The following is a 13,938-nucleotide window of genomic DNA, read 5'->3' as shown; positions in this document are numbered from 1 at the left end:
AGTTAAATAATATAAAAATATATAAAAGGTCCAATTTTGGACCTTAGTATTATTAATTTGTTTTTTCTTCAAAAAGTTCATCTAATGAAAATTGATTATCCTCATGAATTTTTTTTGCCTCGGTTTTAGGAGGTAATTCCATATGTTTATTAATATATTCAATTTCTTCTGCAACAATAGTTTCTTTTTCTAAAAGAGCAGTTTTAATTAATTCTAATAATTCTCTATTTTCATTAATTACTTTATGTGCATTTTCTTGAGCCTCTAAAATAATTTTACGAACTTCTAAATCAATTTCATGACCTACTTGACTTGAAAAACCTGCTGATTTTAAATAGTCTCTACCTAAAAATGGACTACCTTCATCTTCCTCATATTGAATAGGTCCTAATGAAGACATACCAAATTCTGTAACCATTTTTCTTGCAATTTTAGTTGCTTTAGAAATATCATTGCTTGCGCCAGTTGATATGTTTTCCTTACCATAAATGATTTCTTCACTTGCACGACCACCCATGAAACTAGTTATCATCGCAATTAATTCTTTTTTAGTTGCATTATATTTTTCTTCTTCAGGAGTCATTAAATTGTATCCACCTGCTTGACCACGAGGAATAATAGTAATTTTTTGTACTTTGTTACCACCAGGTACTTTTAATCCAACAACCGCATGACCCGCTTCATGGTAGGCAACCATTGTTAATTCTTCTTTAGTAATAACTCTATTTTTTTTAGCAGGACCCGCCATAACTCTATCAATAGCTTCATCAATATCTTCACGAGTTATATATGCGTTATTTGATCTAACAGCTAATAAACTTGCTTCATTTATAACATTTTCAAGTTGTGCTCCAGAATAACCAGGAGTTCTTTTTGCAACTTGTGCTAAATTAATATCTGGCGAAATTCTTTTACCTTTTGCGTGTAATTCTAAAATTTCTTGACGTTCTTTTACATCAGGTAATCCAACAGTAATAGTTCTATCAAAACGACCTGGACGTGTTAATGCTGGATCTAAAACATCAGTTCTATTTGTTGCTGCAAAAAATAAAATACCATTATTTTCTTTCATACCATCCATTTCAACTAGTAATTGATTAAGTGTTTGTTCACGTTCATCGTGACCTCCACCTAAACCTGCACCACGGGTACGACCAATAGCATCTAACTCATCAATAAAAATAATCGCAGGTGCATTTTTTCTTGCTTCTTCTACAACTGTACGTACTCTTTTAGCTCCTAAACCAACATACATTTCTACAAAATTAGAAGCAGAAATAAAGAAGAATGGAACATTTGCTTCTCCTGCTGTTGCTTTTGCGAGTAATGTTTTTCCTGTTCCTGGAGGACCACCCAGTAATATACCATGTGGCATTCTAGCACCCGCTATCGCATACTTTTTAGGATTTTTAAGATAATCAACAATTTCTTGAATTTCTTCAATTGCTTCTTTATTTCCTGCAATATCTTTAAATGTTTTATCACTTTTTACTTTTTTAGCAGGATTTTTGTCATCACCAACTGCTCCCATCATATTCATACTTTTTTTCATCATTGATCTATAGAAAAAGAATAATAGTACAAATAAAATCAATGTTGGTAGAATTGAAAGAATTAAACTTTTTAAAAATGAAGGTTTATTAATCTCTAATGGAATTGATTCAATTGATGGCAATGCTCCATCATATTTTGCAGCATTAAATAAATTATTTGCTAACGTTCCTGAATTTTTTAAGTCACTAATTTTTAAATATTCTGCAACATTAGTTCTGCCAATATGAGCAATATATGAAACGACTGAAGAATTTTCTACATATTCAAAGTTAATTGTGCCTAAATATTCATCTCCTCTTACATTCCTCAAATATATATTATCGGTAATACTTTGTGAAGCATTTTTTATCTTTTCTTGAAATTCTGCAATATTAATAACTTTTGCAGATGGCTTTAATCTTTCATACAAAAAATATGTAAATAAAGCAATAGCAATTAAAGATAAAATAGTTGTCACTACTACAAGTGATTTTTTATTTTTCATTATGTCTCCTTTATAAATATAATTTTAAAATTATATAGTAATATAAATAAATCAAAAGTTGAATAATCATCTATTATTAACATATTATTTTTTTCGATTTATATTATATTTTTCCATAACAGTTCTAAAATCATTATATACAAATGAAATTGCAGCATCAGCAGAAATCTCTGCTATTGATTCAAAAATAGGCATTTCTTCTGGTTTAAAAGGCATTAAAACATATTTTTTTAATTCAATTTTTTTATCTCTACCAATGCCTATTCTCATTTTTTTAAATTCATTATTATTTAACTTAGTTACAATACTTTGAATACCATTATGTCCTGCAGAAGAACCTCCAATTTTAATAGCAGCATGCCCTAAATTAAAATCCTTTTCATCATGAATAACCATAATATCCGTTGGATCTATTTTATAAAAATGAGAAATGGCTTGTACAAAATCTCCTGAATTATTCATATATGTTAATGGTTTTGCAATTATCATGTCTTCAGCTACCACAAATTTTCCATTAAATTTTTCTTTATTCAATTTTAAATTTAGTTTTTCAAGAATTTTATCTATAACTAAAAAACCTGCATTATGTCTAGTAAATTTATATTCTAAACCTGGGTTACCTAATCCAACTATTAATTTCATAATTTAATCCTTTTCTAATAATACTTTTATTGATGTTCTTATTTTTAAATTAGTCGACGCATTTTCAATTTTTTCAAAATATAATCTAGAACTTCCTAAAATTACTAACTTTTCCTTTGCTCTAGATATACCGGTATAAAGCAGCTTATTCTTTAACATATAATTATAAGAATCTAATATAGGAAAAATTACTGCTGAAGCTTCACTACCTTGAAATTTATGAATAGTAATAGCATATGCTAATGATAAATTTTCTTTATATTCTGATGGTGTATATTCAACTATTTTATTTCCAAAATCAACTAATAAATTATTGCTGCTATTAAGTTTTTTAACATAACCTATTTCACCATTATAAACATCTTTTTCATAATCATTTATTAATTGAACAACTTTGTCATTACAATAAAAATGTTTTATTTCACCCCCTCAATTAAAAGTTACTAAGGGTTTAGTTTCACCACTACTTTGAAAATTTAGATTTCAATTTTGAAGAATTTTATTAACTTCTTTAATTCCAACAGAGGTTTTATAGGTTGGAATTAATAATGCAACATTGTCTATACCATAATCCAAAACCAATTCCTGATAATATGATTCTATATTTCTTAAAAACTCATCATTGTTCATTTCACAAAATTCAACTGAATCGGAATTTAAATCTGGCCTAATATGCTCTTTAATATTTAAAAAATGATTACAAATGTCCAATTTTTCTGTTCTAAAAACTTCTTCCAATATTGTAGTTGGAATTTTTTGTGAATTTATAAAATCCTCTAACATATTGCCGGGTCCAATGCATGGTAATTGGTTTGCATCTCCAACAAAAATAATTCTTTCAATATTTGGACAAGATTCTAAAACAACAAAAAACAAATTTATATTAACCATTGAAAATTCATCAATAATTATGACTTTAGTTTTTTCAGCAAATTCACCTTTTAAAATTATATTTTCATCATCTTTTGGTAATTTTAAAAAACTATGAATTGTTCTTGCGGGAATGCCATATTTATTACTAATAATTGTTGCTGCTCTACCAGTTGGTGTTAAAATTTCTACTTCTTCTTTTTTATAATTTGATTTTAAAACAAATGTTTCATATATTTGTTTTATCAAATAAGATTTTCCTGTTCCCGGAAAACCCGAAATAATTGAAACTGAATGATTAATTGCATTTTGAAAAGCCTGGACTTGTAATTTTGAATATTTAGAATCTATAACATAATCATTTATATTTTTCTTTTCCTTGTTCAAAATTGTTTTTATTTTATCTACAATATATAATTCTTTCTTATACATTTGCATCGTTGTAATCAAATGTGTTTCATCAGAAAAGTATAATTCTCCATTATTAATACATTCTCAAATAGCCTCAAAAACATTATCCAATGAATAATTATGTTTAGTAATAATAATATTTGACAAATCATTAATATTTATTAAAGTATTATTCTCCATAAAAAATTTTGTATTAATATAATAAAAAATTAGAGCTCTTAATTTTTTTCTTTCGTAATTTATAATTTTCAAAGCTTTTGCGAATAAATCAACCTCTTCAAAGTTTAAATTATTATTAACATATAAATCAAACGGGTCCTTTGTTTTATACAAATCCACAAAATTTAATCTTCCAAATATATCGGTTAATTTAGAATAAAAGAGTGTTAGATTATGTTCAACAAAAAAAGCATAATTTTCATCCTTATATTTCTTTGAAAAAGTCAATAAATTTTCAAATACTTCTGGTTTTAATAATGTTTTAAATTCTAGAGGGTTTGCGATAAATAACTCAAAAAAATCCTCACCTTTCGCTTTTTTAATTTTTTCAATAGTTTTCTTACCAAGACCTTTAACTTGCATAACTAATAAGTTTTCTAATTCTTGTTTATCTTTTATTTCACTTACTTTTATTGTTTCCAATATTTTAGTATCTTTATACTTAGAATTTTTATTTTCTTTTAAAGTAATTTCATATGTAACAGGATAAAGTTCAATTTGTTTTTTTGTCATAAAAACTTTGATAACTTCATCCTCTTTCGTCCTAAAAACTGTTAAAGTATAATCTCATTTTTTAGATTCACCGCCAGCAAAGATTTTCATAAAATTTCCAACGTATTTTTTATCTGTATTTTTATCATTACTATTCATATATTAAAAAATTATAATTTTAAATATTAAATAATTAATAATATAGTGACAAAAACCGTTTTTTTTATATTTATCCACATAGTTATTAACATATGTAAATAAATGTTATTTTCGATCATAAAACACTATAATATAAGTGTTTTGGTTGTTGATAATAATGTGGATAACTGTGTTTTATAAACTTTTAATGAAATATTGTACAAATTATGTTTTATTTTTTTAATATTATTATTAATATGAAAGTAAATAAAAAAACATCTGAAAAAAATGCATTATTAAAATCTTGAACTGCAACTTTTTTAAACTCAATAAATAGTGATATTCCTGATAGAATGTTATATAAAAATTTTTTTTCAACATTAGAAATATATGATGTTGATCAAAATAATCATGTAACTATTTCAACAACACTAGCAGATTCAAGTATTTTAGTTCTAAAAAATTTGTTTGGGACTCATATTTCAAAAGCATTGGAAGACACTTTTGAAAAACATTGTGATTATAGTTTTATAACAATTAAAGAAGAAACGCAAATTAAAAAAAATAAAAAAAATTCTGAAAAAATAGAAATAGAAAATAATTTAATAAAAAAAGAATCTACTTTTTCAAATTATGTAAAAGGAAATTTTAACGAGGAAGTAATTAAAATTGCACAATATATAATAGCTGGCGGAAAAGAATATAATCCTATATTTATTTATGCAAAATCCGGTCTTGGTAAAACACATTTATTACATGCTATTGCAAATGAATTGTTAAATAAAAAAGAAACAGTTAAATTGATCAATCCAATTACTTTTGCAAGAGATATTTCTTTTCTTCTTCAAGAAAATGATCAAAAAAAACTAAAAACAATGAAAGATGAATTTGATAATGTAGATATTTTAATGTTTGATGATTTTCAAAACTATGGATTAGGTAATAAAAAATCAACTATTTTAACCATTTATAATATTTTAGATAATAGAATTCAAAACAATAAAATTACTATTTTTTGTTCTGATAAACCTATTTTCGCATTATCTGCAATGTTTGATGAAAGACTTGTTTCAAGACTAAATATGGGTTTACAATTAGAAATTAAACAACCAGAACAAAATGATTTACTAAAAGTTTTAAATTTTTTATTAGATATCAATCATTTAAATCCTAATAATTGAGAAGAAGATGCAAAAAAATTTGTAACTAGAAATTATTCAACATCAATAAGAACTCTAATAGGAGCTATAACGAGAATAAAATTTTTTAGTTCTGAAATTAAAAAAAGAGCAAATTCACAATATACATTAACAGTTGTGCATCAAATTTTAGATACTTTACAAAAAAACAAAGAAAATATCACACCTGATTCAATAATCGAATATGTTTCGAAATATTATAAAATACCTAAAAAAGAGGTTTTGGGAAAAACTAGAAAAAAAGAAGTTGTTTTAGCAAGACATATTGCTATATATATAATAAGAAAACAATTAGATTTATCTTTAGATGAAATAGGTAGGTGTTTCGGGAATAGAGATCATTCAACAATTTTAAATGCAATAAATAAAATTGAAAAAGATAGTGATAATCCAGACAATACACTAAAGAGAACAATTTCAATAATTAGTGATGATATTTACAAATTAAAATAAACACATTTTATTAATATTTTATAAACAATAAAAAATATCAAAAAAATAAATAATAAACAAATTTTATATAAGAAAATATACTTTTTAATAATTATTCACAAATAAACAACATATATTATTAAAATAAAAGGAGAAAAAATGAAATTTAAAATTCAAAAATCAATATTAGATGAAACTTTAGATATTGTTTCAAGGTATTCAGACTCAATAAATTCAATGTATGCGTTAAGATGTATTTATATTGAAATAACAAAAGAAAAAATCATCTTTAAGGCTTCAGATGGTGTAATAAGTATTATTAAAAAAATTGATGTTGATAATGTTAATGTTATAGTTGAAAAAGAAGGAAATTGTTTAATACAAGCTAACATTTTAAAAAATGTTATTAAAAAATTATCAGGAGAAGTAACATTATCTTTAAGTTACAATTCTTTAAAAATAGTTCAAAATAATTTTGAATATACACTAACTACAAATCCAATTGATTCATTTCCAAATATCGAAGATAGTTATAATGTCACAAAATTTGAAATAAATACTGAAGAATTTAAAAAATGTGTTAAAAATGTTGCTTTTGCAACAAGTAATGATAATTCGTTAATTTATAAATGTATTAATTTAAAATTTAAAGGAAATACTGTAAGAATGGCTGCAACTGATAGCTATAGACTTGCATATAGTAAAATGAATATACAACATAATTTTATAAAAGAATGAGACTTGTCAGTTATTGCTAAAAATGTTAAAGATTTAATTCCTAGTGATGCACCAGAAAAAGTTGTTATGTTTTATAATAATGTAAAAATAGGTGTTGAATACAAAAATACTTTTATAATTTCACAAATAATAGATCTTCCATTTCATGAACCAGAATCATTAATCAATAATATGAATATTCAATATAAAATTGAAATTGACAAAAATGAATTTCTTGATTTAATGAATAAAGTTTGATTTATATCAAATGATAAATATAATAGATTAGAATTAACAATTAATAAAAACGAAATAACTATGTTAAATAGAATTGACGAAATTGGAACTTCAATTGCAAAAACAAAAAACTTTAAATTTGATGGAAAAGCTTTTGAAATGGATTTAAATTATAATTTCACCAAAGATGCTTTAAATGTTTTTAATGATAATGTATTTATGTTAATTGATGATAAAATTCAAAAAATTTTAATAATATCTAAATCAAATGAAAATGTAAAACAATTAATTACACCTATAAGAAGATAATATGAATTCAATTGTAAAAATTAAAGGTGAATTTATTACCATTGGAAAATTACTTAAATTAATTGGTGAAATTGATACAGGTGGAACATCTAAAATTTTTTTAGAAACAAATGAAATCAAAATAAATAATAAAAAGCCTCAAGGAAGATCTACGAAAGTATTCCCCGAAGATATTGTTTGAATTAATGATAAATTATTTAAAATAACTAACTAATTTTTAATCTAATTAAAATAAAATAAACAGTAAAAGCTATTTTAATATTTAAAAATATATTTGTTATCTTAAAACATAAAATATTATAAAAATTAAAATAATTACAAAATTAAAAATGATTCCTGCATAATCTAGGAATCATTTTTACAATAATGAATTTTAAAGTAAGATAATTTCTTCTTCTTTACATTTATCAATAATATGGTCAGGTCAAATTCCAACTTGAACTTCTCCAATATGTTTTTTTTCTAATAAAAACATTGATAATCTACTTTGTCCAATTCCACCACCTATTGTAAAAGGCATTTCATTTTTTAAAATTTTATTATGATAATCTCCAAACGATAACTCATCTATATTTTTAAATTTAGCTTGTTTTAATAAAGATTCAGAATCAACTCTAATTCCCATTGAACTAATTTCAATTGCTTTTTCATTAACTTTATCTCAAAATATTAAATCACCATTTAAATTTCAATCATCATAATCGAAAGCTCTTTCACTTTGAGGTTTACCATTTTTTAATGGGTATCCAACTTTATAAACAAAAAAAGCTTTGTTTAATTTTGCAAATTCATTTTCTCTTTCTTCTTGATTTAAATTTGGATATTTTTCTAATAATTCTTCAGATGAAATAAAAACAAGATTTTTTGGTAATTTTGAAGATAATTGAGGATATTCAAAATTAATTTTATTTTCAACATATCTTATCGTGTTATAAATTTTTAAAACTGTTTTTTCTAAATATTCTAAAGTTCTATCTTTTTTAGAAATAATCATTTCTCAATCTCACTGATCGACATAAATAGAATGGATATTATCAAATTCCTCTTCTTGTCTTATTGCGTTCATATCAGTTCATAAACCTTCATATTTTTTGAATTGATATTTTTTAAGAGCATATCTCTTTCATTTTGCTAAAGAATGAATAACTTCTAATTCTTTGTTTAAATATTTAGGGTTAAAATTAACAGGTTTTTCACCATTCAAACCATCATTAATTTTTGTTTCTTTTTCTACAAATAAAGGTGCTGAAACTCTGATTAAATTTAATTCTTGACTTAATTTTTTAGTAAAAGTAAATTTTAAATTTTGAATTGCTAATTGTGTACTACGAACATCTAATTTATTTTTATACATTATTTTGTACCTCTTTCTCTTTTTTAGTTGATTTTAACATATATGATAATGTTGAAATATAGATACCTAATGACATTAATTGTCATATTGTTGCTGTTAATAATGTTGTACTTAATTCTTTATTATATAAAGCCATTGATATTCAATAACAAACTCATAATATATTAGCTACAACAAATAGAAAAATCATGAATTTTGATAATCCGCTAAAATCTTTATTTTCAAAAGATTTTAATATTTGTGGTAAAAATGCGAACGTTGTTAACATAGGTGCTATTTGCATTAATATTGACATAGTATATTTATCAACATGATATTGTCCATTATTTGCTCATATTCCTACAGCTCCTGCTGATGAAAGACCTAAGGATAAAAATAATGTTAATCCTAAAACTATTCATTGCATTTTATTTCTATATTTATTTTTTGAATATCTATACATAAAAAATAAAACTAACGAATAAATTAAACTACATACAACGTTAGCAAAATAACTTGCAGTAATTTTTCTTTCTCAATTTTGATCAAATGAACCTATTATTATTCACAGAAGTAAAGCAACAAAAAATATTCAAAATGAATAATATTTTACATTTCCAACTTCTTTAGTTTTAATTAATTTTATAAGTTGAGGAAGTGTTACAATAGCTGTTATTATAGATGAAACAATTCCAAAAAATATTGCCATCCATCCAGCTCATATTCATCCTCCTTCTTGTAATCCAAATGCTTTAAACATTTTTGCTCCTATCATTATTTATAATATTATTTATAATATTGTTAATTTCTTTATATTTTTTGTAGAACATTGCATGCCCACATTCATTAATTTCAACAAAATCACAATTTTGTTCTTTTATAATTTTTTGTATTTCTTTTTCTAATACATATTTATCTTGTTTTGCAAAAACTATTGTAAAACAATTGTTTTTATCAAATAAAGGTTTTATTTTTTTATTAACGTATTCCTGATTTAAAATCTGTTGAGTAACAATTTTATTAAATTTTCTTTTTCTTAAATTTAACACTTCATTATCTATTTTTAATATATTATCTTTAACAGATTTTTCTAAGAATTTTGCATTATCATAATCAGATAATAAATTTAACTGACTTTCATAAAATTCTTCAGAATTATTTGGTAATAGCCAATTTAATAATTCAAGATAATGTTTTTTATCATCTATTAAATAATAGTTTAATGGTGCACACATTATTATTTTGTTTATATTGTTATTTAAACCTGCAAATAATGAGGGAACTGAACCCATTGAATGAGAAAGTAAATAAATAAATTTATTACCAAACATTTTTTTAATAAATTCACTTACTATTTGCGAATAATATTCCAATGTTGGTTCTTTAATATGGTTACTAGATTTACCACAACCAGGTAAGTCTAAAGCAAATAAATTATAATTTCTTTCTAATCTATATAAAGAAATTACTCTTGCTGCCTCATCGCTAAAACCATGTACAAATAATAAAATAGGTTTATTTATATCAATATCTTCAGATAAATAACTTATTGTTTCATTAAATATTTTTATTTCTTTTCTAATCATATTATCCTAAAAGCAATTTTATTATTTCTTCTTTTGTGATTGTTCCAAAATATTCGTTCATATTTATAGAATCTAAAACTTCCTTAATTGAACTTTCATTTAATTTTTTTTCAATAAATAATGGTTCAATGTTTTTAACATTATTTTTACTTAAAAAATCACCTTCGAAAACAACATTTTTAATAACACCTTTTTCAATATTACCTTTTATATTTAAAATTCCCCCAGTAAATTTTTCACCATTTTGGAATGTAAAAGTTGCTTTTTTATTAAAAATTCATTCATCAGAACTAAATTTAGTTCTGAGTTTATTTAATTTTTCTTCATATTTTTTGTATGGTATTTCAATTATTTCACCCTTATATTCTTTAACAAAAAAATCTAATAATTTATTGATAAATTCTTCAGTAGACATTTTTATTTTTAACTCGTCATAAATATTAGTAACTCTTTTTCTTATTGATTGTATTCCTTTTGATTCATATTTAATCTTATTTGGATTTAGAGCTTTTGATAATTTTGTTAAATCAACGTTAAAAAGCAATGTACCATGACTGACTATTCTATTTTTTGATATATATTGAGCATTACCGCTTATTTTGCAGCCGTTTAATAAAATATCATTTCTACCATGAAATTGAGCATCTAAGCCTAATGATTTAAAGAAAGCAATAACCGGTTCTAAAAATCTTTCATAACTATTAGTTTTATTATTATTGCTAATAAAACTGAAATTAATATTACCTAAATCATGATATACAGCGCCACCGCCCGACATTCTTCTAGCTAAACAAATGTTATTTTGTTTAACATATTCATGATTTATTTCTTCAAAAGTATTTTGATTATTACCCACAATTATAGCGTTATCATGTTGATATATCAATAATATATCTCCTGTAAAATCCGTATCATTCATAATAATATTTTCTAATGATAAAGTTGTGTATGGAGATGTTTCTTTAATTCTAAAAATTTTCATTTTACTCCTTATTTTTTTATGTTATAAATATACCAAAAATAGTTATAAAGGTATAAAAAATCAGGTATGAAACCTGATTTACAATTATTAAGCTTTAATTTTATATTTTTCTCTATAATATTTTGTTTTCTTAAAGTAATGAATTGCAATAGTTTGAATAATATTTCAAACACTACTAAAAATTCAATAAACTTGAACACCACAACTAAATGCAAGTGTAAGAACCAAAAATACAACTAATATAATATTTTGAGTTTTATTATTTTTCTTAATTGCCGCTGCTTCTTCAAGTGTTGTTCTTTCCTTAAATTTCTTTCTATTTAATAATCTAGGCGTTATTTGTGAAAATACTTGAGTGATTGCTGCAGTAATTAATATAAATAAATATTGTCATTCAGCTTCAAAAAATAATCTTCTTCATGAAGTTGCTGCAAAGTCCATTCCCAATCAATGTGTTGATTTCATATCAGGAACACTTTGTATAACTCTTCACATAGCAATAAATACAGGTATAGAAATAATTATTGTTAAAAAAGCATCTAAAGGATTAATATTATTTTTACGATATAATTCAGCAATTTCTTGTTGTTGTCTTGCCTTCATTTGTTTATTACCTTTAAATTCAGCATATTTAGCATCTATTTTAATTTTTTTAGCTTTTAAGTCTTCTTGTTTTGATTGATTAACAGTTGCTTTTCATGTAAATGCTAAAACAATTAAACGTGTTAATATAACAGCTATAACAATTGCTAATATTGTTGTTCAACCACCTGCAGCAGGTAAAGGTTCACGAACACTTGAAGTAAGTCAAGCGATAGGTCAAACCATTAATCCGAAAAATGGTCCTAATTTTCAAGCCCCTGCTCAACTATAAATAGCTTTTTGTGCTTCTGAATGTGTAAAAATACGTCTTCCAGAATCGGTTGTATCTTTATCACCTAATACACTATTTTCACTAAAGAATGAAGTGTATTGAATTTCATTATTTTTATTTTTTAAAATATTACCATTTTCATCTACTCTAGGTATTAAGCTGGTTGATTCATATAAAGCAGATTTTTTTATAAAATTAACAATTATTTTATTGTAATTTGACATAGCAAGCATTTGTTCATCAGTTAATGATTCAACTCTAGCGTCACCTGTTCCATTTTTACCATAATCAATTGTTGCTTGAATTCATTCTTCATAAGAAGAAAAACCAACACTTTTTAAAACACGATCATAGAATTTATTACCATATTTTGGTAAGAATATTTGTCTATAGAATAATTCTACAACATCTCTTGAATATCTTCTATTTGAGTCATTATAAGTATTATTTAAACTAAAAATAGAAGCTGTTTTATAAACATGTGTTTTATTTTCTCCTAATATTTGGAAAGCTTGAATATTTTTGTTTATTGAATATTCGTTTTTTCCTTTTTCTTTAACATAGAATTTCTCAAAAGAGAAATCTGGGTCAAGAAATTTAATTGTTTCTAAATTATTAAACACAGAATTATAAGAATTCGATGCATACGATTTAAAAAGGTATTTTCCATTATCACCCCTAAAAATAGGTTGGCCATCGACTTCAGAATTATCTGAATTTAATAGTCTGATTGATGATGAATATGAATTATATTTTCCATAATTATCTGCACCAGCTTGTTTTCTTAATTCTGCTATAACATTAGCATGTGTTTCATAATTTAAGTGGTAGTTAGCCTCTGGCAATTCTTCAACATTATAAAATTCATCAGATTTTGATGTTTCTGATTTGTCTTTTTTGAATGTTGCAACTGAAGGACTAATTCTTTTTTTAGATGTGTAAAACTCGGTACCGTTACCGGTGTATGAAGAATTTTTAATAACAAATGTTTGTACACATCCTGTAAGGGCAAGACCAAAAAGTAATATATAAATTACTAATTTAAATCAATATCAAATTTTTTTAAAAAGAGATTTCCTTTTTTGTTGAGGAGAACCTTTTTGAAAATAATCAAAGTTATCTGATCTATTTGGTTTCATTTCTTATTTTGTTAAATAACTTTCGTGTAGTTTCTAATTTAACCTGGTAAGTTTGATTTAAAAATTCTTTTCTTAAAATAAATACAAAATGATAATTCATGTCATAAATATTTAAAGAATGAACAATAGATTTTAATTGTCTTTTATAATAATTTCTATGAACTGCGTTACAAAAACTTTTAGGAACTGTAATGCCTATTTTAAAGTCTTCACTTTCCTTGTAGTAAATAACAAGGAATTTATTTATAACTTGCTTTTTGTTTTTAATAACATTATCAAACTCTCAAGTTTTTTGAAGACGATATTTTTTTTTCATTTTA

12 protein-coding genes are annotated in these 13,938 nt (G+C 23.9%); 3 read left to right on the top strand and 9 right to left on the bottom strand.

The features are described from left to right. Positions 1 to 52: 52 nt before the first annotated feature. The 3 genes from ftsH to T388_RS03650 all read right to left on the bottom strand — a co-directional run bounded on the left by ftsH (position 53) and on the right by T388_RS03650 (position 4,783). On the bottom strand, positions 53 to 2,038 hold the full coding sequence (ftsH, locus tag T388_RS0101235; protein ID WP_027120526.1) for an ATP-dependent zinc metalloprotease FtsH: 1,986 nt from the start codon (positions 2,036 to 2,038) through the stop codon (positions 53 to 55). Positions 2,039 to 2,122: 84 nt separating this feature from the next. Beyond that, positions 2,123 to 2,680 (bottom strand): aminoacyl-tRNA hydrolase, encoded by a 558-nt coding sequence (pth, locus tag T388_RS0101230; protein WP_027120525.1) that lies wholly within the window; start codon positions 2,678 to 2,680, stop codon positions 2,123 to 2,125. 3 nt (positions 2,681 to 2,683) lie between these two features. After that, complete coding sequence (locus T388_RS03650) at positions 2,684 to 4,783, bottom strand: ATP-dependent DNA helicase (RefSeq protein WP_169733523.1); 2,100 nt, start codon at positions 4,781 to 4,783, stop codon at positions 2,684 to 2,686. 284 nt (positions 4,784 to 5,067) lie between these two features. Here T388_RS03650 and dnaA point away from each other — a divergent pair, with 284 nt between their 5' ends. The 3 genes from dnaA (at position 5,068) to T388_RS0101210 (ending at position 7,918) form a co-directional block, all read left to right on the top strand. Next, positions 5,068 to 6,462: a chromosomal replication initiator protein DnaA gene (gene dnaA, locus T388_RS0101220; protein WP_027120524.1), complete on the top strand. Its 1,395-nt coding sequence runs from the start codon at positions 5,068 to 5,070 to the stop codon at positions 6,460 to 6,462. 138 nt (positions 6,463 to 6,600) lie between these two features. Beyond that, complete coding sequence (gene dnaN / locus T388_RS0101215) at positions 6,601 to 7,704, top strand: DNA polymerase III subunit beta (RefSeq protein WP_027120523.1); 1,104 nt, start codon at positions 6,601 to 6,603, stop codon at positions 7,702 to 7,704. 1 nt (position 7,705) lies between these two features. Further along, positions 7,706 to 7,918, top strand: a complete 213-nt coding sequence (locus T388_RS0101210; protein ID WP_027120522.1) for an RNA-binding S4 domain-containing protein — start codon at positions 7,706 to 7,708, stop codon at positions 7,916 to 7,918. Positions 7,919 to 8,077: 159 nt separating this feature from the next. On the opposite strand, the gene asnA is transcribed toward T388_RS0101210, so the two are convergent. The 6 genes from asnA to rnpA form a co-directional block, all read right to left on the bottom strand. Then, positions 8,078 to 9,058: an aspartate--ammonia ligase gene (asnA, locus tag T388_RS0101205; protein WP_027120521.1), complete on the bottom strand. Its 981-nt coding sequence runs from the start codon at positions 9,056 to 9,058 to the stop codon at positions 8,078 to 8,080. Further along, complete coding sequence (locus T388_RS03645) at positions 9,051 to 9,797, bottom strand: PQ-loop domain-containing transporter (protein ID WP_051586179.1); 747 nt, start codon at positions 9,795 to 9,797, stop codon at positions 9,051 to 9,053. The genes asnA and T388_RS03645 overlap by 8 nt, the downstream gene beginning before the upstream one ends. After that, complete coding sequence (locus tag T388_RS0101195; RefSeq protein WP_027120520.1) at positions 9,790 to 10,623, bottom strand: alpha/beta fold hydrolase; 834 nt, start codon at positions 10,621 to 10,623, stop codon at positions 9,790 to 9,792. The genes T388_RS03645 and T388_RS0101195 overlap by 8 nt, the downstream gene beginning before the upstream one ends. Before the next feature lies 1 nt (position 10,624). Then, on the bottom strand, positions 10,625 to 11,605 hold the full coding sequence (locus tag T388_RS0101190) for a lipoate--protein ligase (protein WP_027120519.1): 981 nt from the start codon (positions 11,603 to 11,605) through the stop codon (positions 10,625 to 10,627). Between the two features lie 87 nt (positions 11,606 to 11,692). After that, positions 11,693 to 13,618, bottom strand: coding sequence for a membrane protein insertase YidC (gene yidC / locus T388_RS0101185; RefSeq protein WP_027120518.1), 1,926 nt, complete (start codon positions 13,616 to 13,618; stop codon positions 11,693 to 11,695). Continuing rightward, positions 13,605 to 13,934, bottom strand: a complete 330-nt coding sequence (gene rnpA, locus T388_RS0101180) for a ribonuclease P protein component (RefSeq protein WP_027120517.1) — start codon at positions 13,932 to 13,934, stop codon at positions 13,605 to 13,607. The genes yidC and rnpA overlap by 14 nt, the downstream gene beginning before the upstream one ends. Positions 13,935 to 13,938 lie beyond the last annotated feature (4 nt).

It is taken from the genome of Mycoplasmopsis lipofaciens ATCC 35015, assembly GCF_000686585.1.
Taxonomy (GTDB): Bacteria; Bacillota_I; Bacilli_A; order Mycoplasmatales; family Metamycoplasmataceae; genus Mycoplasmopsis; species Mycoplasmopsis lipofaciens.
This window is presented reverse-complemented; position numbering and strand designations above follow the sequence as displayed.